This is a genomic window from Pseudoneobacillus rhizolycopersici (assembly GCF_054786815.1).
The window spans coordinates 15,156-41,344 of sequence record NZ_JBTOOE010000031.1 but is presented as its reverse complement, the minus strand read 5'-3'; the positions used below and the strand labels follow the sequence as shown (position 1 = coordinate 41,344).

Genomic DNA, 26,189 nt, shown 5'->3' with positions numbered 1-26,189 from the left:
TTATAGTCTTAGATTCTGTAACTCAATCATTTACACAAAATAATTTACACTCCCCAAAACCATCAAGAAAAAGTAGCAAACTGGCGTTGAGGAGTGCTCTCAACGCCAAAACTAGCAAGAGTAAGCAGCAAACTGGCGTTGAGGAGTGCTCTCAACGCCAAAACTAGCAAGAGATAAGCAGCAAACTGGCGTTGAGGAGTGCTCTCAACGCCAAAATTACCAAGAAAAAGTAGCAAACTAGCGTTGAGGAGTACTCTCAATGCCAAAACCATCAAGAAAAAGCAGCAAACTGGCGTTGAGGACCGCTCTCAACCCCAAAACCGCAAAGAAAAAGCAGCTAACGGGATCGGCGAAACGGATGGAGCCGCAACCAAAGCGTTCAAAGAAAACTATCAAGAATTACTAGAAAACAAGAAAATATATGATCCTGAAAATCGCCTCCGTCATAACCACAATATAAATAAATAGGATGCGACAGTTCATAGCCTAAGGACCATTCCTTTGGCTATTTTTATTTCTAATTAAGTGGTCATGCTCGTATTTGTGCTAATCTAGTGCCAATTTTCTACATTTTTTTCAGAAAATTCTTTTTAAAGTAAGGTGGTCATTATATACTGATATGGAAGAATTTAATTATATTTCCATTTTAAGGGGGAGTAGTAGTTGGAAACGGTACCATCTACCAAAACAAGTCGACCGCTAGGCGAGGACACAAAGAAATCTGTCCTTATATTTATTTCTGTTATTGGGATTATTTTGCTATCCATTGCGATTAGTTTCATGCAAATGAAATCGCCAAAAGTGGTTTCAAGTGATGGGGAAGCAACGGAGTTTTCAGCAGAAAGAGCCTTAAGGCATTTAGAGGAATTTGCTGTTGCACCACATCCGCTTGGTTCAAAAGAACATGATCGAGTAAGAGATTATCTCGTTCAAGAGCTTAAAGCATTAGGATTGAGCCCTGAAATTCAGAAAGCGACCTCTCTAAGGGAACCTCGAGCATGGGTTGCAGGTGGAACTGTAGAGAATATTGTCGCAAAAATCGATGGGACCAACTCGAGCAAAGCCGTTATGTTGGTTGCCCATTATGATTCTGTACCTGGTGGACCAGGTGTATCGGATGATGGGGCTGGCGTTGCCGCGATTTTAGAAACAGTTAGGGCCTTAAAGGAAAATCAACCGTTAAAAAACGATGTCATCATCTTGCTGACAGATGGTGAAGAAAATGGCTTGCTTGGGGCAAAAGCTTTTGTTGAAGCCCATCCATCGGTGCAGGATGTCGGATTAGTGTTGAACTTTGAAGCACGTGGAAATGAAGGACCCGCTTTTATGTTTGAAACGAGTGATCATAATGGCTGGCTAGTGAAAGAATTTGTGAAAGCGGCACCAACACCTGTTTCACATTCCTTTATCTATAACTTATATAAAATCATGCCTAATGATACCGATCTCACTGTATTTAAAGAAGCTGGTTTAAATGGATTGAACTTTGCCTTTGGTGAGGGTGTTAGCCATTATCATACGACAAGCGATAACTTAGAAGAGCTAAGCAAAGAAAGTTTGCAGCATCATGGCGAATATATGACTTCTTTAACAAAACATTTTGGACAATTAGATTTAACGGAAGCAAGAGAGGGAAATCAACTCTTTTTTAATATATTCGGGTCTAAAATGATTACATATTCTGAAAAACTAGTAGTACCGTTTATGCTGTTGGTGGTGCTGCTTTTTATGATTACAATCGTACACGGGTATAAACGTAAAAAACTAACGATTCGAGGAACGTTCGGAGGTCTACTCATCAATCTTGGTGCATTAATTGGATCTTTCGGAATTGGCTTGGGATTATGGAAAATCCTTACATTAATCTTTAGTGAGAAGCAATGGATGTTAGGGACGATTCATACATTCGGTACGACCTTCTTAATTAGTTTTTCTTTGATTGTTTTTGCATTTATCAATATGTATTATAAATGGACGAGCAAGAAGGTGATGGTGGGTAGCTTAACATTGGGAGCCTTATTCTTATGGCTAATCCTAGTCGTAGCAACTGGCATTCTTCTCCAGGCAGGTAGTTATGTATTTACCTGGCCATTGTTCTTTGCTCTAATTGGGGTCAATATTTGGATGAGAGTAAAAGAGGGATCTTGGGAAAGTCATCTTGTAACCGTTGGCTTTGCGGTACCCGCTTTGTTGATTCTAATTCCGGTTATTTACATGATTCAAATGTTAGTTTCGATGTCAATGGCAAGTGTACTAATGGTTTTTGTCGCACTGATTGGATCATTACTTGTTCCGATTTTTAGTACGTTAACCATCAAAAAGAATTGGGTCATGCCATCAAAATTTTTACTAGCTGGCCTTGTGTTCCTGGTTGTCAATAGTATCAGCATCCTTAATATGCCGACAATTGAACACAAAAAAGCAAGCGATATTAGTTATTTCATGAACGAAGATACAAACAAGGCCTATTGGGTGGCAAGACATCCGCTTGACGATTATACGTCAAATTATATTAGTGAAGATGTTAAAAAGGGCAGCATCTCTGAAATCTTTCCAATTATCAAATGGAATGCACAGTATGCGAAGGCTGACCTTTATGATATGAAGGCTCCCAATGTAACGATTGTGGCGGACGATGTTGAAGATGGAAAGCGGACGATTGAATATCTGATCAAAACAAATCGGCAAGCTGAGGAATTATTGTTGCAATCTTTATCAGCTTTAAAGGTCTCACAATTACTGATTGATAATAAGGAAATAAAATTAAGTCAAGATCAATACTCAAAAGAAGAGCCATTGCTCATCAACTATGTTGTTGGCCAAGTGGGTGAAATGAAGGTAAAGATAACCGTTGATGCTAATGATTCAATGGAATGGATTGTTGCCGACCGTTCTTATTCTATTCCTGAGTTAAAGGGTGAACGGCCATTAGAATATAGTACGTATGGAGATAATGCATTTGTTATGAAGACGATACGGGATTAGATAATCTAGCCAAAGGAATCCTTCCTTTGGCTAGTTTCATTTTTAGAAGTCATCTATAAGTAACCATGGGAAGCTTTCTTTCATGCTTCCAATTAAGAGCAACAATCGGAATCATGAATACGAACACTAATGGAAAGACAATGAAGGAATTTTCTAATACGCTGTCAACCGATCCCAATTCACGAAGTAGTAGGAAAATACCAATCCCCACCACTCGCCCAAGTCCTAATGGAATTTCTCTCAAAACGATATAATCCAATCGTCTTTCCTTATAATTTGGGTCTGCTTCAATAGCCGCATATAACCAAGAGAACATGGTTGTGGAAATCATATTTTTCCCGACTGGGTACAGAATGCTGAAAACAACAAGTGCAAAGAACACTGGTTGGAAGGCTAATAAGGAAGATATTAGCATGATAAGACAAGCACCCGTGGAAAAAATCAATAATCGCCTTGTAGGCTTGGAGTAGCGTGCTAACAAAAGAGATGCCATTAAAGCTACGATGCTAGATAGTGATTGGAAAATCCCTAGATTAAGCTCACTTCCTAAAATATAATAGGTCATCATGGCAATGAGAAAGGTTTCAAACGCGCCACCAAAAATTCCGTCAGCTATCATGACTGGAACCATGCCTTTCCATTTTTTGGTAGGAGTTTTGACGACCTCCCAAAATTGACTTTTTCTCATAATGGGAAGGGTATGAATTTTATAAGAAAGAAGGATGGCAATCACCATTAAGAAGCAGCTTATCGAGAAAACGATATAATAACCTGTTTCACCGACAAACTGTTCGATACAATATCCACCAATTAAGGGTGCAAGCATACCCGCAATCGAAGCGATAAATCCTTGCAAATATAGAAATTTGTCCCTCGTTGCATTTTCAGTCATGTCTAAAATAGCAATATGGGAGCCAACAGCAAATAGGCTGATCGCCAGCCCCATTAGCACACTGATGATTTCAATATAATGGGCTAAATGATCTCGAAACAATAAGGTGCATCCGTAGGTCATCATGTAAAACAAAAATCCAACCCGAATGGTAAAAATAGGATCCTTCACTCTGGCAATCCATGAGCAAATTGGGAAACTGACAATAATGACTATGGCAATGATTAAATTATAAATGGCCAAGAGCTGAAAGCTTTTATCAAGCTTCCACAGAAATATATTTAAAAAAATGGCTGACAGCCCGATGGCAAAGGTAAATATCCCGTTCATCGCTAAATAATAGTTTACTTGTACCTCTGAGCCAACTCTACTCATCTTTCATCCTCGTCCCGTTCCTTTAATTGTCCATTGAAAGACAATCAATAATGTAAATTTGCTGATTTTTTCATATCCTCCATAATAGCATAAACAGATTCTTTTTGTAGCCCAAGATGTTACAAGTATTAACACTTAGACGCCAAAGAGCATAGAGAATAGGCATAGGGCCTAGGAAAGAAATGGTCCTTTCTCAAATAACTAACTAGTATGCTATAATTCAATAATGTATTTATATTTCATTTATAATCTAAAAAGTAGCAGTGAATGGACTAGTAAAAACCATTCGAAAGTCTTGGTGTTGATAAAGTAGGTGGACATATGGTAAACAAGCTGAATGGGACATACCGATGTCCGATAACTTTGACCAATACGGCAAAGGAAAAGATGCGGGAGCTCGGGGTGGATGAGCGAACGTTTTTTTTATTGGAAAAATCGTTTCATGTATATATAGAAAAATACCCACAGTCGGCAGACCGAATTGTTTCGGTTGCTTTGTTTTTTGATAATGAGATGAATGAAAGAATAGCCGATGTTTGTAATAGACAGGTCATGGTTTTTCATTGTGTGGTGAAGCAGGATCGGTTTGTCGCAACAAATGTAACGACTAGAGGGGCGCATTTCCCTGTGCAGTCCAACTGGCGTCGACCTGCCCAGTTGACGTTTGAATATAACGTCCAGCACAGTGAAAGCGTCCCCCTTGAGTTGCTAGACTTGATACACAGCATGCCGGTCATGCAGGAAAGTTCAACGTATGTTAAAAAGCGTATTTCCAGTTGGGAAGGTTACTTGAAAATTCAAGAGCGCACAGCGGATATTCCTGATATGACTTCTCGTTATTCAAGGCTGATTTTCAATGAGAATTTTAGCCGGGTTACGATTACTGGATGCCAGTTAAAGGATAATGAATGGAAGCTGTTACAGGATTTAAGTGTCAAGCTTAAAGGAATGGACCAAGATATTGGTAAAGTACTAAAAGCAAATCGTTCAGCAGCATCTGTCGAAGTGGAATTACACAGTTATATGGAGGAACGGGCCAGAAGGCAGCAGCTTGAAGTACATCCAAGGGAAGTCGTTTTCAGTAACTTTGCAGCCTTAAGTCAGGTGAAGCGATTAAGGCAAGGATTTAAGCAACTGGAAAATGGCTTGGCGGCTAATCCAGAGCTTGAACGACTCTTATTTGAAAATAAGCCGCCTGTCAAATCAGTGGAAACACGGGCAACTTTGCAATTTCACAATCGACTAAACGAGTATCAGCGAGAAGCTGTCATTGGTGCGATGTCGGCTGAAGATTTATATGTCATTCAAGGGCCGCCTGGAACAGGAAAAACAACGGTCATTTCGGAAATTTGCCTGCAAAATGCCAAGGCGGGTCTGCGCACTCTGGTCGCTTCTCAATCCAATTTAGCGGTAGACAATGCGCTTGGTCGTTTATTGGCTAATAAGGATATTCGGATACTTCGGGTTGGACGTACCGAAAGCATTGAAGAAGATGGCAAAAAGTTCATCGAAGAAAATGTTGGTCAATATTGGAAGGACCATACGCTACAGGAAGTGTCGAATGGATTTGAAAATCGTAAACAACGGGAAAAAGAATTGGTGGCAGAATGGCAAACGAATGAACAGGAGTATGAAAGACTCCAGCAGGTTTTAGTGAGAGTAGAGGAAGACATTGCCACGAAAAAAGTGGCAGAACAGCAATACAGTGTAATACAATCTACCCTCACTAAGTTAAAAAAAGATGTGCAAACTGCTGTTGACGAGGAGCAGGCAATAAAGCAGCAAATACAAGATTATGAGCAGACGCTTCGTCTATTAACGGAAACAATTGAAGAGGATCAAGAGTTCTTAGCGAATTTGCAAGACGTGGAAACCATTGAAAAAGAGCTACAGGCGAAGCAGCAAGAATTGGTTCGACTACAAAAAAGTGTAAACTACCAAGAGCTTGAAGAAGAGATTCTTCAAAAGAAACAATCCATTGAACAAATCTCAGCGGAATCGGAAAAATGGAAATTAGCTGTGACTCAAGACGAAGCGCTATTGGGCAGAATCACTTCCGCTAAAAAAATCGACAACTTAAAGTGGATGATTTTAGAAGTCAATTTAAACCGTACGCAAAGAATACAGCAAGGTATTGAAGAAATCGAAGGCATCCGCTACGAAATTAGCCAGCTAGATAAACTAAAGGCTTATAATGACAAATTAAACCGAGCGATTGCCTATGTGGAACATTTATTGGATACACAGAAAATGCCAATGTACCAACTACAGGAGCGAATGAAGAATGTGCAAGCTATCAAAACGAGCTCTTCGGAAATTGATCAATTCTTAGATAGGTTGAGAAGTGAATTAAAGCAAAATACAAAAATGAATCTGCAAAGATTAGTCATTTTTCTTGAAGGTTTATATAGTAGAAGGCATTTTATTTGGCACAAAGGCAGACGGCTCAAGCCGTTTGAGGTATATGTACGGACGGCACATGCTTTGCTTCAAGATTTGAAACAGGAAATGCTAGTGCAGCTTCAAGCTACTCACGAGGATCATCGGCTGATTCTGCAAAAATGGCAAAGAGCAAATGATGTAGCTAACCAAGAACTTTTTGCCTTACAAAACAGACAAAAGGAAATGGGGCCGCCTGCAGAAATCATTCCGAATAGTAAAGAGGTACTTCGAGAATTTGAAGCTAGATTGCATGAATTGGAAAAAATGAAGTTACAACATGGACAAACGATGTCTCGGGTTGAAATGAATGTAAAAAAGAGAGAAGAAGTTACCGGACAGAAGCTAGTTGAGGAACGAAACTGGACACAAAAGGAAGCCAGCCTTGCCGAGTTGAAATATAACCTTGGAGAAAAGGAAGCAGAGTTGCTTCCTTTACATGATATCATTTCAACGACACCTGAACAGGAACATGAAACTGTTCTACGAGATTTAGCGAGTGTTTCTTTTACCCGTGAGAAGTTAAAACAGGAAAAGCAGAAGCTTCCATTATTTCAGGCCATTCAAGGGAAGTGGCTATCCTTGCTTAAGGATACGAATGACCACGACCTCAATGAAATTCGCAAGCTCTATGTAAAGCATGCCAATGTGATCGGGACAACCTGTGTGGCATCCGCTCGCAAGGACTTTATCGAAAGCTACCCGATTTTTGATGTAGTCATTATTGATGAAGTATCCAAAGCGACTCCACCTGAGCTTCTTTTGCCGATGTTAAAAGGGAAAAAGATTATTTTAGTCGGCGACCACCATCAGCTACCACCTCTATTAGGAGACGATACACTGGAGGAAACGCTTCAAGAAATGGCAGAAGAAAGTAACGACTTTGCTGGAAAAACAGAATTAAAACAGCTTTTACATGAGTCGCTGTTTGAAAGATTGTTTAAAAATCTGCCGAATAGCCATAAAACGATGCTTGGAATTCAATATCGGATGCACGAATCGATTATGGGGACGATTAGCCAGTTTTATCAACAGGATAACGGCGGCCTACAATGTGGATTGACGGACTCCAATCTGGAACGGGATCACAAACTAGAGTCAGCACACATACATCGCAGCAATCATTTACTATGGCTAGATATGCCGAATGAGCCTGCGTTTTTTGAAGAAAGAATGAAAAGCGGAAAAAGCCTATATAACCAAGCCGAATTAAAGCGAATTGCAGAGTTGCTGACGGAATTGGATGAAGCAGTTTCAGCGGCTAAGCAAGCTAGAAGAATGAGTGCCGATGAGAAAAAAAGTATCGGCGTGATTAGCTTCTACGGCGAACAAGTAAAAAGAATCGACCGAATGATCCAACAGGAGCTTCACTTACCGCATTTAACCATTCGGACAGGGACAGTCGATCGGTTCCAGGGGATGGAAATGGATGTGATTGTGCTAAGTATGGTGCGGAATCATGACAATAAGCAGGATGACATCGGTTTTGCCAAAGATTACCGTAGGCTAAATGTAGCCTTGTCGCGGGCGAGAGAGTTGCTTGTGTTAATTGGGAGCACGAAGATGTTCACAGAGCGACCAAAACAGAAGCAAACACGACAGATGTACACAAACGTATTGGAAGCAGTGAAAAGACAAGAGGGTCATCGAACGCTTGAAGAGGTGAGTTTGTATGGATAAATTAAAAAAGTTACTGCGTAAAAACTTACTTGAAAATCCGACAATTGAAATCAAGCATTCCTTACAATGGTATCTACCGATATTATCCTATAACGTAACCTTTAAACGAGTAAGGCGAAAGCAAATGGACATTCTCATGAAAATGATCTTGCTTACTTTTGAACTGGCCGAAATCCGTCGAGCAGCCAATTTGTCCGAGTTGTTGCTGGTGGAAGAGCTGTTCATTGACGATTTACTAATCAAAATGCAGAGAATGGGTTTGGTTAGATTAGAAAAGGAGACGTATCAACTTACTTCTTTAGGGCGTGACCAGCTAACAACAGGGATTGTTCTCGAGGATATGGAGGAAGAGTCAACATTCATCTCACATAGCCCCGTTCATGATGAGTTTTGGCAAGCGATGGCCCAACCATTGCCAGAAACCCTAGAAACATTGCCATTGTTTCGCTATGCCAATCATCATTACCTCGCTACTCTAGATAGAGTTTTAGAGGTGGTTTCTGAACGGGAAAATAGGCTTGATGAAGATGGCTATCAAACAGTGGTAGCCGAAATGAATAGCTTTACGCAACAGAAGATTGAACAAATCCCATTCCTAGAATTTCAAATTTATAATAAAGAGCAAGACATCTTCTATGCAAGAGTCTGGAATACATGGCTTGGACGCTGGGATGACAAGCTTGAAAAACAAATTGAAGAGAAAGAACGGTTAGAATGGCGGGAGAAGTGGATGGTAGTGGAAGAAGTTCTTGGGTAAAGTAGAATTCATTTATCTTACATGGGGAAATTGGAAAATAAGTGAAACGATATTGGTCTATTTAAAAGGTTATCCTCTTTTAGGATAACCTTTCATTGTCATTAAAAATTTACAAAAAAGTTAGACTATTATAAAAATTTTAATGGTATATTGTAATTGGGTTTATTTTCCCATTAAAAAGGAGTGGATCTAGGATGTTCGATGTGCTTGAAAGGCAAATAGGTAGTCGTTTGTTACTGCCAGGGGATGATCGTTTTGAGGAGTCACGAAAGGTTTGGAATGCGGCCGTTGATAAAAAACCGGCAGCCATCGTTGTTTGTGAGTCGGAGAATGATGTCGTGGCAGCTGTTCAGTTTGCCAATGACAAACAATTGTCCATCTCTATTCGTGGTGGAGGGCATCATGTCGGGGGCTTTGCTGTTTGCGAAGGTGGTTTAATGATAGACTTGTCTCAGATGAGGAAGGTTACCGTAGATGAAATGAGGCAAGTTGCCTTAGTTGAGGGAGGAGCGACACTCGGCGATATCGACATAGAGACGCAAAAGTATGGCCTCGCCGTACCGACTGGGACCGTTTCAGAAACAGGGGTTGCTGGTCTCGCATTAAGTGGTGGGTTAGGCTATTTAAGAGGAAAATACGGTTTAACCTGTGATAACATTGTTGGAGCGAGAGTCGTTACCGCAGATGGTCGTGCCCTTGATGTAAATAATCAAAGTCATCCTGATTTATTCTGGGCCATTCGTGGTGGAGGCGGAAATTTCGGAATTGTGACGAAGTTTGAGTTTGCACTACATAAAGTTGGTCCGCAAATTTTCGGCCTTGACGTGATGTATGATTTTTCCGATGCCAAACAAATTCTCCTTAACGCTCAAAACTTCCTAGAAAAAGCTCCTGATGAAGCCGTATCCATTAACATAACTGCTGCGGTACTGCCACCTGCACCATTTTTGCCAGAATTCTTACACTTTAAAAAGGTGCTCATGGTAATGGGCGTATACGCTGGAGATGTGAAAGAAGGAGAAGCCATTTTGCAGCCACTTCGGGAATTAGCCACGCCGATTGTCGACCAAACAGGTGTCGTACCTTTTGCCCAGTATCAGAAGAAATTAGATCCAATGGTTCCAAATCACGTTCGTGTTTATGGGACTTCGCTATATTTCGATGAGTTAACCGATGAAATCTTAGACCCACTTATTAATAAAATAAACAACGCACCTGCACCGAGTTCGCTAGTACAAATTTGGGCGCTTGGCGGCCAGATGAACCGTGTTGACAAAACAGCGACCCCATTTGCGATTCGGGATGCCAAGTATGTCTTATTAGTTGATATTATGGCCATGTCAGGGGACGATGAAGTTTGTAAGACATGGGTTGACTCCGTCTATGGAGGGTTACTACCATTTTCGCATAAAAAAGCCTCTTACTTGAATGGGATTGGTGAAAATGAAAATGCTGTCCCGAATGCCTACCAAGAAAATATTGAAAGACTACTAGAAATCAAGAAAAAATACGATCCGGAAAATCGATTCCGACATAACCACAATATTCAATAAAGATAGAGGGGAAGGGTATAGCATCCTTCCCCTTTTCCTTTCCTTAACAAGCGTTTAGTATGGAGGATAATAAGTGTTAGTGTACGGAGATGGATAAGGAACTGGGTATGGATAGGCAGTTGGAGAGGCTGCCGCACCCAATGTTGCACCTAATGCTGCTCCAGTTAAAGCACCTACTCCAAATCCACTAGGAGAATAGCCTCCTCCGTGCCAATACCCACCATGCCCCCAGTGTGGATAACCACCGCCATGATGCTGCCAATAATTGGGTCCTCCTCCATGCCCCCAGGATGGATAGGTGCCTCCATGATGATGCCAACTGGCATGCCCGCTGCCACCCCCCCAGGATGCATGTCCGCCACCTCCATGTGGTCTCATATTCTCGTAATAGGAATTCATTGACATTTTCTCCCCTTCTATTGTGTTAAAATCTCTATACTATATGCCCAAAAGTGAAGCATGTGAAGCATTAGGATAGGTTCTTTTGCTACCTTTATATGAAAATTTCGAAATAGTTAAGAATTCTAAGATACTATTTTGTGTTTAGGGATTTGTTTATTCGATTCTGTTATAGAGGTAGGCTTTTCCTCCTTTTTTGTTCAGTGAAAGTGGATAAGGTTTTCAGAAAATTCGAATGTTTCGACCTCTCTTTTAATAAAGTAAATATAGACGGGCGTATAAGGGCTTTTTGACGTGAAAAATCGATACGATAATGAAGAACCAAGTGCTTCTATAAAAAAGGAGGGGTCTAATGCTGCATATTGTAGCCTGTATCAAACAAGTACCAGACACGAAGATTATTAAGATGAATCCGAAAACAAACACGATGGATCGGAGGACGGCACCTGCGATATTGAACCCATATGATGCCCATGCAGTGGAAGAGGCTGTTCGTCTAAAAAATCGCTATGGTGGAATCGTCTCTGTTGTCACGATGGGACCGCCACCTGCTGTTTCTGCGATTAAAAAATGTATTGAAATTGGCGCAGATGAGGGCTATTTAATTACAGATCGCCGCTTTGCTGGTGCAGATACTTTGGCAACAAGTTACACGGTGACAAAGGCGATTGAAAAAATAGCTAAAGTGAAGCCAGTGGACTTAATCATTTGTGGAAAAATGTCTATCGACGGGGACACCGGCCAAGTTGGACCTGGAATCGCCCGTAGGCTCGATATCCCACCGCTAACCTCTGTGAACAAAGTGGAAGAAATCAATCTAGACGAAGGATATGCTGTTGTCCATCGCAAATTGGAGGACGGATACGAAGTGGTCCGTTCCACATTGCCGTGTTTGTTTGCTGTTGAAAAAACCATCAATGAAGTTCCGTATTCTCCGCTTCCAAACATGATTAAAGCCGCTAGATATCAGCCTCATATTTGGTCAGTAGATGACTTAGAGGATATTGACATCAAGCAACTTGGTTTGAAGGGATCGCCAACGATTGTTTCTAAAGTATGGGCACCGCCAAAACCGACCGGAGGCACAATCCTGGAAGGTAGCCCGAGAACACAAGTCGATCAATTGCTTTCAATTGTACTTGAAAAGAAAGAACTATTTGAAACAAAGGAGGGAAGATAATTGGATTTCAAAGACTACAAGGGTGTTTGGGTATTCATTGAACAGAAGGATGACTCGGTTGTTTCCGTATCACTCGAGCTATTGGGTGCTGGAAGAAAGTTGGCTGACAAGCGGGGAGTGGAATTGGCTGGGATATTAATCGGGGAAAATGTGAAGCATTTAACGAAAACCCTTTTTGAATATGGAGCCGATACTGTCTATGTCTATGATCAACCGATCTTTAAACATTATCGGACTGAAACATACATGAAGGCACTACTAGAATGCACGGATAAGCATAAACCGGAAATTATTCTCTTTGGGGCCACCTCTACGGGGAAAGACCTGGCAAGCGCGGTAGCCACCGATTTGCCAACAGGATTGACGGCGGATACGACCGAACTGGATGTAGAAGAGGAAACGGGCTTACTATTGGCAAGTAGACCTGCTTTTGGCGGTAATATTATGGCAACAATTTTATGTAAAAAATATCGACCGCAAATGGCAACGGTTCGTTCGAAAGTAATGAAAGCGCTGCCTCCTGAGTCAGGAAGAACAGGTAAGATCGTCGAAGAAACGATTTCCCTAAAGGAAGAAGATGTCCGGACAAAGGTTTTAGAAATTGTAAAGGAAACGGTAAAGAAAGTAAGAATTGACGAAGCGGACATTATTGTGGCAGGGGGAAAAGGATTAGGGAGCTATGAAGGATTTCAGTTAATCCATCGATTGGCAGAAACCCTGGGAGGAGCGGTTGGTGCTAGCAGAGATGTGGTGGAAGCAGGTTGGATTGATCATTCTCACCAAGTTGGGCAAACCGGGGTGACGGTCACGCCTAAAATCTATTTTGCGATTGGTATTTCCGGTGCGATCCAGCATATTGTCGGAATGAAAAATTCTGGTTTAATCATTGCTATCAATAAGGACAAAGACGCCCCTATATTCCAAAACTGTCATTATGGTATTGTTGGCGACGCCTTTGAAATCGTCCCTATCTTAATCGAACAATTTAAACATGCCCTGTCCAGGGATAAAATCATGAAATAATAATAGAAAAGAACTTCACTTGGTTAATAATGTTTAACCAAGTTTTTTTAATAAGAGTTATTGATTGAATTTTCTGTAAAATTTATTATATAATTTAAAGGAAATACTTTATTTTTTAAAATTTTGTAGCTTTCGCTTTTTTTGTCATACCACTACGCACTAACTGACTCCTACTGTCCAAACACAATGGCTATCACCTTAGATTTTCCTTCATCCTAATCTATTAAATGAAAAAGGAGTGGAATACCTTGTCTATTCACTTATTTGATTTTCAATTAACGGCAGATCAAGAAGCAAGGGCGAAACGTTTACATGAAGATAGCATCATCATAGATATGCTTTATCAGGGACCAATGTCCCCCCTTAATTTTACCGAAGATGCAACAGAAGAATTGAAAAAGAGATGTGAAAAGCACATCCAAGATCCCAATGAATATGTATTTAGCTTTATACGTGAATCGATCAATATGGCTGCGGAGGGAAAACTACCAGAGTTTAAAGATTGTTGGTTACAATCTGGGATAACGGCTGGGAATCGACAAATTTCAGGCGGTAAGGGTAGTCGGTCAATGGAAGATTCGATAAAAAGTTTAGTACAGGCACAATATCAATTCGACTCGTTTGATTGGCTGGTAAAAGCAACAAAAGGGGAGCATATCCGCCGAGCAAAGAGAGAAGGAAAAGTTGCGGGGATGGTCACAACCCAAGATACAGAGTGGCTTGGCACCGATTTAGCAAACCTGGAAATGATGTATCAATTCGGACTTCGGGTTATCCAATTAACGTATAATATGCATAACCATGTTGGAGCAGGCTGTACCGAACGGAATGATGCCGGAATTTCCAATTTTGGTGTGAAATTTATTCAAAAAATGAATGAGTTAGGAATCATTGTTGATACCGGTCATACTGGAAGACAATCGACTTTAGACGCATGTGAAATTTCGGATGCACCTGTTATTGCATCGCATACAGCCTGTAAATCAGTAAGCGGCCACGCAAGAGGGAAGGATGATTACACCTTAGAGGCAATTGCCAAAACGGGGGGAGTGATCGGAGTCGTTACCGTCCCTCAATTTCTTAATCAGGAAAAAGAAAGACCAGACTTGAACGACTTTTTAGATCATGTGGATCATTTAGTCAAACTTGTCGGAGTAGAGCACGTGGGTATTGGAACAGATTGGCCGATGAATATGCCACTATTTGTTCAGGAATGGATTGCAACCAAAATAGCTCCAACAATAGGTTTTCGGAAAGAAGACAAATTACCAACCACTGATGCGCTAGTAGGATTTGAACAGTACACGGAATCAATCAATATTACTAGAGGCTTATTGAGCAGAGGATATAAAGATGAACATATCAAACTAATCCTAGGCGGAAACTGGATGAGAGTGATAGATAAGATATGGTAGTCTAATTATTGCCGGCGATAGAAACGAGTTTACTTGGTTGAACAATTTAACCAAGTATTTTTTTTTTTGACAAGAATAGAAAGAGGTATTGATACAATGTCCCTTTTTGAAAAAGTCGTTGGTAGATGTAGCAAATTAATAAGAAAACTAGTCAAATTTTAAGATGCCCAAGTGTTAGGGAATAGCTCGAAGTTGACATTGTGGTGGTTATAGAAAAAATAGGATAGACTATAGCTTAGTAAAATGATTCAGACATCATGAAGGGAGCTTAATGGAATGAAAAGGGTTTATTTAGCAAGTCCGTTTTTTAATGAAAAAGAGATTGCGATTGTGGAACAAGTGGAGAAAATTTTAGCAGAAAAAGGTTTAAACGTTTTCTCGCCAATGAGAAAGCCAACAGACCATCAAGCCGAGTTTGGATCTCGCCAATGGTCAATCGAAACCTTTATGGATGATGTTAAGTACATAAATTGGGCTGAAATCGTTGTAGGGATATACTATGGTAACTACTCTGACAGTGGAACGGCCTGGGAAATGGGTTACGCATTTGCGACTAACAAGCCAGTTATTTTAGTTCATTTAGGTGAAAACAGTAACCTAATGGTGCACGAAGGTTCACACGCCAATATCACTCTAGAAGAGCTCAAAGATTATGACTTTGAAAAATTACCTAGCTCATACTATACGGGTGAAATGCGTTAAAGGGAAATACACCCAGCAGTTTTCTACACTATTTTCAGTCTAATTACCTTTCATTACGGTATAGAGGGTTTTTCTCTGTAGGTTTTAAAGAAGTATCATAACGTTTAAGAAGCCAAACTGTACCATATTAGGTTAGTTTGGCTTTTTGTGTTCATGGATTTGGTGTTGTATCGATAAAAAAATCACAATAATCATTAATTATTTATTGTAAAACAATAAATGTTAGTGTTATTATAACATTAACTTAAATATGCTAAGGACTACATTCAGATTAAAATATGTCACATGGAGGGGTTAGGGATTGGGATTTTCATTCATTTTAATATTTGGCCTTTTGGGTGTAATCATTTTTGTCCTTATTCGTAATGGAATGAATTCTGTCATAGGTGAAAATAATAAACTAGTTAGTTTATTGAAAAAAAGTAAGCTGGTTCAACATTATTGGCTTGCTGGGATTTTTATATTTTTAATGAATGCACTTTTATTCTTTTTGACAGGGGGATTACTAGTAGTTATTCAGTATTTATCGATTCCATTTATTCACTTACTAATTATGTTTCTTGCTGTAATTTTAAGTGTTTTTTTCTGGTTGCTGGTGAATCTTTCTTGGCAAGGAGAAGGTAGCGGTCGTTTAAAAATGGGTACCATAGGAAGTAGTTTTTATTTTTTTCTCACTATCTGGTTTATCTATAAATATGTAACTCTTGAACCAAAATATCCAGGCGAGGATACTTTTATGGCCAGTATTGGGCTTCTATTTGGTTTGATTGTTACAACTGTAGCATGTATAGCATGCTTTATATTCACAGGAATTCAAAAAGGAAATAATCGTAACAGGTTTCTTTGAGTAGTCCCGTACACCGGACTTTATTCCTATCATAAAACTGCTATCATTGCATCCTAATTATTCGAATCTTACACTTAATCTGTTGTGGAGTTTCCCTTATATTCTTGTTATTATTTAAATAACACTTGGCTTCATGGGGGCACGGATTATGGTTAGTGTAACATCAGTGAAAATAGATGGTATAAGTATTCACTTTTTTAATAGTGCTATTTATATTTTTGAATCAAATTCGGGATCGACATTACAATTAGATCTAGTTGTAAGTGAAGTGACGGTTAGAAAACATAAAGAATTTGAAAATCTGATTATAGAAATAGAATTGGATAATGGAAGAAATATTCATTCTATTATGCATTTAAAGATTTTGCCTAGCAAATTGCCTCAATTAAACTTATTCTGTGAGCTTGATGATTGGCAGGAATATGCCGATATTAATAGATTGAATGAAAATGATTTTTCGTTTCCGAATATTGAAGAGGGAATCACGCTAGAAGAAATTAGAAATGTGGAAATGCCGGATGAAGAAATTCGGTTAAAATTAAAGCTACCAATCAACCAGGTTGAATGGATAAATAAACAAAAAAAGCAGTCTTTAAATGAAATCTTTAAAGAAATGATTGATGAATGGTGGAAACGTGAAAATTAAGTTTAGGTAGATATGCTTAACTTCTCAGGAATGATAATAAGAATGAGAGGAAGAATCCCCCCAATCCCTATGGCCCACTTGCTACTTTTTTCTGATATAATACGCTTATTGAGTACACATTATAGGTGGGATGAAATTGAGTAAGTATGAAAAATTAGGCTTGTTGTTGGATGTGGAAACAACGGGATTGGGACCTGATTCTGACGAAATGATCGAGTTGGCCATGAAATTATTTTCTTATCGCAGTGATACGGGGGAAATTTTAGATATTAAAGAAGAGGATTCTTTCTTAAGAGAACCCATTTCGCGTTCGGCATTGAAAAACTACGACCAAGCATACAGAATACATGGAATTTCTTTTGATTCGGTTCGGGGTAAAAGCTTTCCGGATGACAAAATTATGAAATATTTTGCCATGGCAGATGCAGCAATTGCTCATAATGCTTCGTTTGATAGAAGTTTCTTATTTCGTATGTATCCTGCAGTAAATGAGTTAAAATGGTACTGTAGTATGAGGAATATCCCTTGGAAATCGTACGGTTTTTCAAACAGCAAGCTTCTGACCTTGCTTCAAGCCCACCAAATTACCAATTTTCAAACTCATAGAGCCATGGATGATATAGCCTATTTAATGGAATTGTTAAAGAAAACAAATCCACAAGGCGACTTCTATATGAAGGATCTAATAAGCAAAAAACCAATGAGAAAATACCAACCGACCATTCAAGGATACATAGGTTAAAAACAGGGCTATTATTGAAATGTTCTATGCTAATTTGAAAATATGACAAAAAAGGAGTCGATTCATTGTGCAAAAGGTTACACCATTTTTAATGTTCCAAGATGGCAAGGCAGAGGAAGCGATGAATTTTTATACGACGCTCATCGAGGATTCAGAGATTAAAAATATTGTTCGTTATGGTCCAAATCAGAGTGGAGATGAAGGAACCGTGATGCTTGCCACTTTCTCCTTGAAAGGACAAGAGTTCAAGTGTATTGACAGTAATATTAAGCATCAGTTTTCTTTTACCCCTTCATTTTCCATTTATGTTACTTGTGATACCGAAGTGGAAATAGACAAGCTTTATGAAAAGCTTTTGGATGGTGGACAAGCGCTTATGCCAATCGGAAATTATGGTTTCAGTAAGAAGTTCGGCTGGGCCAATGATCGATTTGGTGTTTCATGGCAATTAAATCTTCAAGAATAAAATATGACATAGAGCACGGGAAACTTCTCGTGCTTTTTCTTATAATATTAATTCTAAATACAGACATATTTACTCGTTTTGTAGAAGGAGGGATCAAATGATCACTATCAGGAGGATAACGAAAGAAGATTATCCCAATGGCAAAAAAGTAATCTATCAATATAGCTCCGAGCAATATTATGATCTATCTATAATAGAAAATGAGAATGGATGGAGTATGGAGTTAGTGGCGAAGAATTTTAACGAAAAGTTTGAAAAATATTTAGAAACTGACATTTTCAATGAAACGTTGCCACCAATGGAATACTATATAGCAGAATCACAAGATATCGAAGTAGGGTTTTTAAGCCTATACCATGAAAAATGGAATAATGTGTTGCGAATATGGGATATTCATGTAGAAAAATCGATGCAAGCTAAGGGAATAGGGAGTAGGTTAATAGAATTGGCAAAAAAGCGGGGAAGAGAGATAGGTGTTAGAGCAATGGTACTAGAAACTCAGACATCCAATTTCCCAGCGATTAATTTTTATAAGAAACATGGATTCAAACTAACCGGTTTTGATAGGCTGAGTTATTCCAACCATGATATCGAAAAGAGAGAAGTTAGAATAGAAATGGGATATGTTCTAAAATAAGGTAAACAAGGGGAGCGGTCCGATATAGACCGCCCCTTTATTATGATCGAATAGCCCCATGCGGCAAAACGGCATGAACACCCTTTACTCCGTTTACGACTTGAGTGATTCGAAGATCAACAACGACACTTGCTAATGCTAATGCCTCCGCTTTTTCGATATTATGCCGTTGGGCGATTAGTTCCACCATCGTATTTAGAGCATCAGCAGTAGCTTGATTTAGATCTTCGTTGAACCCAAAGGTGATCCAGCCAGTAGGTGTATGGGCCATTGGTAGAGATAATTCCATGTTCTCATGGACAATGAGAGTAATGTCCACTAATTCCATCGGACATTCAATTGCGGTACCCGATACCTCGCCATCACCTTGAGCAGCATGCCCATCTCCTATAGAAAAAAGGGCTTCGTCTACAGAAATGGGTAAGAATAAACTACTGCCCCGAACTAATTCCTTACAATCTATATTTCCGCCAACGGATCGGGGTGGGGGAGTAGAATGAGCACCAGGTTCGCTAGGAGCTACACCCATTAAGCCAATAAATGGCTGTAAACCGATATGAAAAGATTTTGACCCAATCTGACAGGTACCCGTCATGGTTGTCGCATTTAGTTCCCAATCCAATTGCACCCTCGGTACATCTATTAATCCTAATTTTTCGTTTTGCCAATTGTTCATTCCCCCAGCCCAATTACGTCCATACCAACCGGGAACGATATCATTTAACTTTACCTCCAACACCATTCCAGGTTTGGCGTTTCGAATCGCAATTGGACCTACCATCGGATGGCCAGGCTTATCCTCTTTCTCTCTAGATGAATAAATCATTCGATCTTCTTTCTTGGAGTTAGCGTAACCCCACTGAATGTCAGGAGTTTTTAAGCGAATGGAATCGCCGGAGTTCACTGTTAAAATAGGTTGATAATCCTTACTAAATGAACCGTGAAGATTTTCATTCTTTAATTCTATTGTATGTATCATTCATATTCCCCTTTAAAATTCTTATCATTAAATTAATTATACAAGTTAGTAGATTGGAAGGGAATGGGATATGTTTTTTTAAAGAGGGAGTAAAGGCTATTACATTGAATTTTCAGTATTTTCTTGACATTTTCAGATGATGAATAGGAAAATACTAGTATCATTGAATCTAGAGGAGGGAATAGAATGGATCAGGTTGCGAGTGAATTCTTCCTAAGTGGTCCAGAAAAGCAATTGATTATAAATGGAATTAAAAATGGGTTAAATCGTTTTTATCAGGGTAGAGAAGGAAAAACGAATATTTTAACCGAAAAAAACTTTATTTCTCGTCAGCGTGCATCTTATGTATTTGACTCCATCTATCACCTCTCGAATCAACATCCAGAACTAAATGTAGTAGCCGAAATCCGAAGTGCTGGGTTATCCTACGAATTTGTATTACTTTTTTTCGAATCCCGGGATATTATTGTCACCTTTAGTCAGGTTAAACATCTAGAAGACCTCCCTGAATATAGCGAATATCGAAGTGAATTTACAGAGGGCAATCGTCCTTTCAACCCACAATTATCTTTTTTTCGTGACGAACAGAACACCGTTAAACTCTATAAGCATTTAGTCGTAACCTATAACGGCTCCCATGGCCCAGATCCAGTGTTTATATGTCTTGGTGCTACAGCACCTTCACAAAAAGCATGGATATTTCATGAGAAATTGATGGAAGGATTGGCTATGGGTAAAAGTTTGGTACAATTGTAAAAAAACGATTCATTTTGTGGATAACAAATGAAAAAGGAGAATATCATGAATATTTCAGTTTTAGGCTGTGGGCGTTGGGGAACGTTTATGGCTTGGTATGTCAATCAAGTTGGGCATCATGTCATGTTATGGGGGAGGGAAAGTTCAAGAAATTTTGTTGGATTAAAAGAAACTAGAAAGAATGATTACCTCTCTTTACCAGATAATATTGAATTAAGCCATTCATTAGAGCAAGCAATTTCATTTGCTGAATTAATCATCATTTCCATCAGTGCTCAAGAATTAAGGTCATTTGCCAAACAATTAAGCTTATTAGAAGAAACGGAAAACAAAACCTTCATTCTATGTATGAAAGGTCTGGAAGCCTCTAGCGGTAAAAGACTTTCTCAAGTATTTAGTGAGGAGATTGGAAGAAAGGTGAATGTGGCAGTTTGGATTGGACCAGGACATGTTCAAGATTTTGTCAATGATATTCCGAATTGCATGGTAATCGATTCGAAAAATGTTGATTTGACAAAAATGATTGTACAAGAACTTAATAGTGATTTAATCAGGTTCTATTATGGTCAAGACCTTATCGGGAATGAAATAGGAGCTGCAACGAAGAACGTTATGGGGATTGCGGCAGGCATGTTAGATGGTTTGGGCTATACTAGTTTAAAAGGTTCGCTTATGGCAAGAGGTACAAGAGAAATTTCTCGTCTGGTAAGTGCAATGGGTGGAAATGATATAACGGTTTACGGGTTAAGTCATTTAGGTGATTATGAAGCAACATTATTCTCGATACATAGTCATAATAGAAAATTTGGACAAGCCTATGTGGAAGGAGAAAGGTTTGGAAAACTAGCAGAAGGTGTTTCTACAGTAAAGGCTATAAGGGAATTATCTCAACAGTATGACATAGAACTTCCAATCTGTAACGCCTTATATGAGATTCTATTTGAAAATAAATGTGCAAAGGAAACATTAGTAGATTTATTCCTGAGACCAGTAAAGTTTGAGTTTCAATAATCATTTATTAAAAAATACTAGCAGTCCAAATAAATTTGGACTGCTAGTATTGTAGTTATTATATGAATTCATTGTTTTTGTTAGATACTTGCTCTTCTCATGTCTTCAATAAAAGACAGTACCGTTCCTTCATTTGTAGCCCATGAGGTTACTAACCGAATCGCTGAGTGTTCCCCATCTACTTTTGCCCACACATAAAAGGAATATTTCTTTTGTAGCTCCTCAATCAGTGAATTCGGTAGAATCGGAAAAATTTGATTGGACGGTGAATGAGTTAAAAACGGGAAACCTTTACCTTCAAATTCATCACGTAATATTTTTGCCATTCTATTTGCATGTAAGGCTAAATCGAAAAACAGATTGTCTCGGAATAGTTCTAGAAATTGGATTCCTAAAACACGACCTTTGGCGAGAAGAGCTCCTTTTTGCTTCATATGAAAACGAAAATCTTCCTTAAGTGCGCTACTGCAAATGACTAGAGCTTCACCAAGAAGGGCACAGTTCTTCGTTCCGCCAATATAGAATGCATCCACGAGGTCTGGTAGATCTCGTAGCTGCAAATCGTTTTCTTCCGAACAAAGGGCTGAACCTAATCTTGCCCCATCCATAAATAGGAGCAAATTTCTCTCCTTACAGAATTCTTTTAGGGCAACTAGCTCATCTTTTTTATAAATCGAACCGATTTCCGTAGAATTGGAAATGTACACAAGCTTCGGTTTGACCATATGCTCATCGGTATGTTGAAGGATGATTTCTTCAATTTGAGATGGATATAGCTTTCCATCCCGCGTTTCGATCGTCACTACCTTATGACCAGTAGCCTCGATAGCTCCGGTTTCATGGGTGGAAATATGTCCGCTCGTTGCTGAAATGGCCGCTTCGTGTGGTCTTAAAAACGCAGAGAGCGCCGTTAGATTTGTTTGGGTTCCACCCGATAAAAAATGAATATCTAAATCGGGTCGTCCCATTAATTCCTTGATCCGCTCTGCAGCCATTTGGGAAAATCGATCTGCCCCATAGCCATCCTCCTGCTCGTAATTGGATTGGATTAAGGCATTTAATATTCTTGGATGTGCACCTTCACTATAATCATTTTTAAAACTATACATGAATAAAACCTCGCTTTTCAGATTAAGGTGAGAAGGAGAATACTTTCAAAATAACTGGTCTAGTAATCTCCTTACTTTTCATCTTACTATATTTCGTTCTCCGAAGGAAAAATCCTTTTTATATTCTATCATTTATGAACTATCTTATTAACCTCATATATTTTTAATAGGTGAAATCGCTTTTCAGCTTGGCTTTCTCCTTGTGTTTTGACCATAAAAAATAAATCACTGAAACGAATGCAAAAATAATGGTACCAGACGGCCAATTACGAGGCAGAACAAGTGCCAGTATGGTTCCTAAGATGATGAGAATCATGGCACGCCGGTTGTAATGGTAGTCTCCCTTTAGTACGAACAAGTCAATAGTTCGTTTTTTGATAAAGACATATTCTATGATGCTAACGCCAATCACGGGACCGACTAACACACCCAAAAGGGAGATAAATTGTTTAGCTTCGTCGACAACAGCAGGGAAGCATGATAACAAGATGCCAAGAAGACAAAAAAGCATGGTACTTTTTATTCTGCCTAGAGAAGGAAATGAGTTTAATAGACTAAAGCCGCCTGAATAAGCATTATTCATATTGATTAACACCATACTGACCATAGCTGATAAAAAAATAACGGATGTAATGAGCTGAGAATGAGTAAGGTCGTTTGCCGCTACATACGGATTCCAGTTCCCTGTTGCCAACGCAGCATAAATCCCTATGAAAGCAGTGAAAGAATATCCCAAAATATTACCAATCATGATCCCCCAATGAGCATCACGATCGGATTTTGCGTATCTTGCTAAATCAGATGAGCTCCACGCTCCTCCAAGATATTGAACAAAGGCTAATCCCGCATAGAAAATCATCGATGATACTTGGTTGGTCGCTTGCTGGGAATTCCATACCTGGTCAAAATGAAAGGCATCTATAGGAGAAATCATAAATAATAGAAGCATAACCATTCCACCTAAAATGATAATAGGCAAACAATACTTCGTCATTTTTCGGACTGCTTCAAATCCGATAATCGCAAGTACTGACATAAAGATAGATAAGAAGAGAGTAATCGGAAGAAGTGGAATCGCCATACCTCCTAACTTTTTGAGGATCACCTGAATAATTAACGCTCCGCCAATCGTCTGCACAGCGAACCAATAGATGAGTGATATGGCTCTTAATGGGGAGGAAATATATTTTGCCCCCTTAATTCCGAGAAATGAACGGAACGCATATTGTGCAGGTATACCATACTTTGATCCTGGCTGTGACATTACGGAAACAATGTAAAAAGATAACGAAGCTCCCAAAACTGTACACAAAAGAGCCCAACCAAAAGACAGTCCTCCAGCTGTAACAGCTAATGCAGGAACAAGAAAGTTGCCAGCATTTGGTGAGAAAGAAAATTGAATAATCGCATACTCATACCAACGTGTGCTTTTCTTTTCTTCAGGTATCGGTTCTAGACCAAATTTTTCTAGCGTTGTTCTATCCATGTATGCTCCTCCTATGGGATTACCATTCTTTTAAACTCTAAGACCGAAATAATCTAAGTCTTATATTATAATATTTCAAAAACTAGTTCTATCGATTCATTTTGAAAAACAGGCACTTTTCTCTATGTATGAATGATTTATAATTATTATATGATTAAAAAGATTATAATAACTTCTGAAAATGATATTAGAATGGCAATTAAAGCGATTCGGATTCTCGCTAGCTCACTTCAATTTTCAAAGGTTGATACACAAAAGGTAATTGTGGCCGTTTCGGAACTTTCCCGTAATATTATTGATCATTCCGGTACTCATGGACTTGTCCATTTAGAAACAATAAAATCTAAAGGGATTAAAGTCATTGTTCAAGACTATGGTAAGGGAATCATACAGTTGGATGAAATCCTTAATGGTCAAGCTGGTTTTTCGAAAAAAGGCCTAGGTAAGGGGCTTTTAGGAGCTAAAAGATTAATGGATGATTTTCATATAGAAACTTCTAAAGAAGGGACGAAGATAGTTGCTGTTAAATGGAAAAATGAATTATTCAAGTAAAAATTATTCGAATGACATAACTCTTGATCGTTTAGCAGCAGTGGGTCAAATTGCGGCAGGAATAGCGCATGAAGTAAGAAACCCTTTAACGACTGTTAAAGGGTTTTTACATTTATTAAAGGAAGAGCGTCCTCATTCCTACCTAGATATTGCTGTTGATGAGTTAGAAAATGCCCTGTTAACCATGCAAAACCTGTTAAATGTTTCTAAGCCTGATCTAGACGAGGAAAGTTTTTCGAATATAAACCTAACAACTGAAATAGAAGCAATCTTGTATTTATTTCAAAATCAAGTCTATCATGTTTCAATAGAAAAATATTTTGAAGATACTCATGTTACGGTTTATGGTAAGCGGAATCAAATAAAAAAAGCCTTGTTTAACTTAATAAAAAATGCCTTTGAAGCCATGCCCGAGGCGGGGATCATAACGATTAAGCACTATTTTAAAAATGAAAAGTTGTTACTATCCATACAGGATACGGGAGTAGGCATACCGAAGGATAAACTCGGAATACTGGGTACTCCCTTCTTCACATCAAAAGAGTCTGGGACAGGAATGGGCCTTACCCAGGTCTATTCCACTATTTACGAACATAATGGAAAAGTTAGTGTCACAAGTGAGGTGGGGGTAGGCACCTGCTTCATGATTGAATTTCCTGTCCAAGAGAATAGATATTTGGGAGTGTTAGAATTGAACTTGCAATATGTTGAAAATCAAACATTTAGTGATTTTTACGAAGAGAATAAAAAGAGTTTTATGGAACTGCTTAAAGAGCAGGGGAAAGGTTTATTCGATCATATTTTAGGTATCAAAGAAATTGACTCGGAGTATGTGATCAATTCAGCCGATCAAATTGTCACTTTATTAAATGCAGCGGATGAGTTTGGTTTAGTCCTTCACGCTAAAGAACATGGGAAAAATTGGGCGAAATCAGACTTGGAATTATTCCTTAAGCTAGAATGGTTCCAATCTCTTCGCAAAACCTATTGGGATTTCCAATATAATTATAGTATCCATCAAGAGATAAGCATAAAAGAAGTCTTTGAAATCGAAAGATTAATAAACTATAACTTAGATACCTATATTAAACATTTTTCCGCTAGTTTTTCGGAATACAAAAGCTTTCTCATAGAGGCACAAAATGAGTTAATTGACGATTTAAATGTTCCGATTATTCCCATGTCCGATACAATGGCCATCTTACCTATCATCGGAACGGTTGATACAAGACGGGCGAAAGTTATACAATTAAGTGTCTTAGAGCAAATTCATCAGCAAAATATCAAATACATAATTATTGACCTTTCAGGTGTTACATTTTTAGATACAGGTGTATTAAACCATCTATTCAAGATCATTAATGGGATTCGAATTCAAGGTTGTGAAGCCGTTTTAACAGGTGTCCGACCTGAAATCACCAATACCATTGTGGAATTGGGGATTGAACTAAATGGAAAAGTGGCGACAAAGGGGACATTAAAACAAGCCATCCAAGACTATAACGAATGGCAATTCCAAATGAAGTAAACCATCCGATATGCCTAACTTCCAATCGTC

Annotated in this window: 23 protein-coding genes; 18 read left to right on the top strand and 5 right to left on the bottom strand. The window is 38.9% G+C overall.

Going from position 1 to position 26,189, the window contains the following annotated elements; translation table 11 throughout:
* Positions 1-243 precede the first annotated feature (243 nt).
* Together ACX9YW_RS21115 and ACX9YW_RS21110 are read left to right on the top strand one after the other, a co-directional pair.
* Complete coding sequence (locus ACX9YW_RS21115) at positions 244-468, top strand: BBE domain-containing protein (RefSeq protein WP_460350280.1); 225 nt, start codon at positions 244-246, stop codon at positions 466-468.
* 195 nt (positions 469-663) lie between these two features.
* The gene (locus ACX9YW_RS21110) at positions 664-2,985 is read left to right on the top strand and encodes a M20/M25/M40 family metallo-hydrolase (RefSeq protein WP_460350278.1); all 2,322 of its coding nucleotides are present in this window, start codon (positions 664-666) and stop codon (positions 2,983-2,985) included.
* Between the two features lie 49 nt (positions 2,986-3,034).
* On the opposite strand, the gene ACX9YW_RS21105 is transcribed toward ACX9YW_RS21110, so the two are convergent.
* Positions 3,035-4,252: an MFS transporter gene (locus tag ACX9YW_RS21105; protein WP_460350275.1), complete on the bottom strand. Its 1,218-nt coding sequence runs from the start codon at positions 4,250-4,252 to the stop codon at positions 3,035-3,037.
* Positions 4,253-4,573: 321 nt separating this feature from the next.
* On the opposite strand from ACX9YW_RS21105, the gene ACX9YW_RS21100 reads away from it, so the two are divergent.
* The 3 genes from ACX9YW_RS21100 (at position 4,574) to ACX9YW_RS21090 (ending at position 10,681) form a co-directional block, all read left to right on the top strand.
* Positions 4,574-8,371, top strand: coding sequence for a DEAD/DEAH box helicase (locus ACX9YW_RS21100; RefSeq protein ID WP_460350272.1), 3,798 nt, complete (start codon positions 4,574-4,576; stop codon positions 8,369-8,371).
* Positions 8,364-9,128 (top strand): hypothetical protein, encoded by a 765-nt coding sequence (locus ACX9YW_RS21095; protein ID WP_460350270.1) that lies wholly within the window; start codon positions 8,364-8,366, stop codon positions 9,126-9,128. The genes ACX9YW_RS21100 and ACX9YW_RS21095 overlap by 8 nt, the downstream gene beginning before the upstream one ends.
* A gap of 194 nt (positions 9,129-9,322) precedes the next feature.
* Positions 9,323-10,681, top strand: a complete 1,359-nt coding sequence (locus ACX9YW_RS21090) for an FAD-binding oxidoreductase (protein ID WP_460350268.1) — start codon at positions 9,323-9,325, stop codon at positions 10,679-10,681.
* Positions 10,682-10,735: 54 nt separating this feature from the next.
* On the opposite strand, the gene ACX9YW_RS21085 is transcribed toward ACX9YW_RS21090, so the two are convergent.
* Positions 10,736-11,080 (bottom strand): hypothetical protein, encoded by a 345-nt coding sequence (locus tag ACX9YW_RS21085; RefSeq protein ID WP_460350267.1) that lies wholly within the window; start codon positions 11,078-11,080, stop codon positions 10,736-10,738.
* A 352-nt stretch (positions 11,081-11,432) separates the two neighbouring features.
* Here ACX9YW_RS21085 and ACX9YW_RS21080 point away from each other — a divergent pair, with 352 nt between their 5' ends.
* The 9 genes from ACX9YW_RS21080 to ACX9YW_RS21040 all read left to right on the top strand — a co-directional run bounded on the left by ACX9YW_RS21080 (position 11,433) and on the right by ACX9YW_RS21040 (position 18,738).
* Positions 11,433-12,260: an electron transfer flavoprotein subunit beta/FixA family protein gene (locus ACX9YW_RS21080; protein ID WP_460350265.1), complete on the top strand. Its 828-nt coding sequence runs from the start codon at positions 11,433-11,435 to the stop codon at positions 12,258-12,260.
* The gene (locus tag ACX9YW_RS21075) at positions 12,261-13,283 is read left to right on the top strand and encodes an electron transfer flavoprotein subunit alpha/FixB family protein (RefSeq protein ID WP_460350263.1); all 1,023 of its coding nucleotides are present in this window, start codon (positions 12,261-12,263) and stop codon (positions 13,281-13,283) included.
* A 248-nt stretch (positions 13,284-13,531) separates the two neighbouring features.
* The gene (locus ACX9YW_RS21070; RefSeq protein ID WP_460350261.1) at positions 13,532-14,698 is read left to right on the top strand and encodes a dipeptidase; all 1,167 of its coding nucleotides are present in this window, start codon (positions 13,532-13,534) and stop codon (positions 14,696-14,698) included.
* Between the two features lie 276 nt (positions 14,699-14,974).
* Positions 14,975-15,400: a nucleoside 2-deoxyribosyltransferase gene (locus ACX9YW_RS21065; RefSeq protein ID WP_460350259.1), complete on the top strand. Its 426-nt coding sequence runs from the start codon at positions 14,975-14,977 to the stop codon at positions 15,398-15,400.
* Between the two features lie 301 nt (positions 15,401-15,701).
* On the top strand, positions 15,702-16,247 hold the full coding sequence (locus ACX9YW_RS21060) for a hypothetical protein (protein WP_460350257.1): 546 nt from the start codon (positions 15,702-15,704) through the stop codon (positions 16,245-16,247).
* 148 nt (positions 16,248-16,395) lie between these two features.
* On the top strand, positions 16,396-16,893 hold the full coding sequence (locus tag ACX9YW_RS21055) for a hypothetical protein (protein ID WP_460350255.1): 498 nt from the start codon (positions 16,396-16,398) through the stop codon (positions 16,891-16,893).
* 136 nt (positions 16,894-17,029) lie between these two features.
* Positions 17,030-17,635: an exonuclease domain-containing protein gene (locus ACX9YW_RS21050; RefSeq protein ID WP_460350253.1), complete on the top strand. Its 606-nt coding sequence runs from the start codon at positions 17,030-17,032 to the stop codon at positions 17,633-17,635.
* Between the two features lie 67 nt (positions 17,636-17,702).
* Positions 17,703-18,101, top strand: a complete 399-nt coding sequence (locus ACX9YW_RS21045; RefSeq protein ID WP_460350251.1) for a VOC family protein — start codon at positions 17,703-17,705, stop codon at positions 18,099-18,101.
* Positions 18,102-18,198: 97 nt separating this feature from the next.
* Positions 18,199-18,738, top strand: coding sequence for a GNAT family N-acetyltransferase (locus ACX9YW_RS21040; RefSeq protein ID WP_460350249.1), 540 nt, complete (start codon positions 18,199-18,201; stop codon positions 18,736-18,738).
* Positions 18,739-18,778: 40 nt separating this feature from the next.
* Here the strand turns inward: ACX9YW_RS21040 and ACX9YW_RS21035 are convergent, their stop codons facing one another.
* Entirely contained in the window at positions 18,779-19,717 is a 939-nt protein-coding gene (locus ACX9YW_RS21035) for an acetamidase/formamidase family protein (RefSeq protein WP_460350247.1), read from the bottom strand.
* A gap of 186 nt (positions 19,718-19,903) precedes the next feature.
* Here ACX9YW_RS21035 and ACX9YW_RS21030 point away from each other — a divergent pair, with 186 nt between their 5' ends.
* Both ACX9YW_RS21030 and ACX9YW_RS21025 read left to right on the top strand, forming a co-directional pair.
* Positions 19,904-20,473, top strand: coding sequence for a hypothetical protein (locus tag ACX9YW_RS21030; RefSeq protein ID WP_460350245.1), 570 nt, complete (start codon positions 19,904-19,906; stop codon positions 20,471-20,473).
* Positions 20,474-20,518: 45 nt separating this feature from the next.
* A complete protein-coding gene (locus tag ACX9YW_RS21025; RefSeq protein ID WP_460350243.1) occupies positions 20,519-21,484 on the top strand; it encodes an NAD(P)H-dependent glycerol-3-phosphate dehydrogenase in 966 nt (321 codons plus the stop codon).
* Positions 21,485-21,564: 80 nt separating this feature from the next.
* On the opposite strand, the gene ACX9YW_RS21020 is transcribed toward ACX9YW_RS21025, so the two are convergent.
* Positions 21,565-22,593 (bottom strand): threonine aldolase family protein, encoded by a 1,029-nt coding sequence (locus ACX9YW_RS21020; RefSeq protein WP_460350241.1) that lies wholly within the window; start codon positions 22,591-22,593, stop codon positions 21,565-21,567.
* Between the two features lie 163 nt (positions 22,594-22,756).
* The gene (locus tag ACX9YW_RS21015; RefSeq protein ID WP_460350239.1) at positions 22,757-24,079 is read right to left on the bottom strand and encodes a purine-cytosine permease family protein; all 1,323 of its coding nucleotides are present in this window, start codon (positions 24,077-24,079) and stop codon (positions 22,757-22,759) included.
* A 150-nt stretch (positions 24,080-24,229) separates the two neighbouring features.
* Here ACX9YW_RS21015 and ACX9YW_RS21010 point away from each other — a divergent pair, with 150 nt between their 5' ends.
* The gene (locus tag ACX9YW_RS21010; protein ID WP_460350237.1) at positions 24,230-24,631 is read left to right on the top strand and encodes an ATP-binding protein; all 402 of its coding nucleotides are present in this window, start codon (positions 24,230-24,232) and stop codon (positions 24,629-24,631) included.
* Complete coding sequence (locus ACX9YW_RS21005) at positions 24,597-26,159, top strand: ATP-binding protein (protein WP_460350235.1); 1,563 nt, start codon at positions 24,597-24,599, stop codon at positions 26,157-26,159. The genes ACX9YW_RS21010 and ACX9YW_RS21005 overlap by 35 nt, the downstream gene beginning before the upstream one ends.
* The last annotated feature ends 30 nt before the right edge of the window (positions 26,160-26,189 follow it).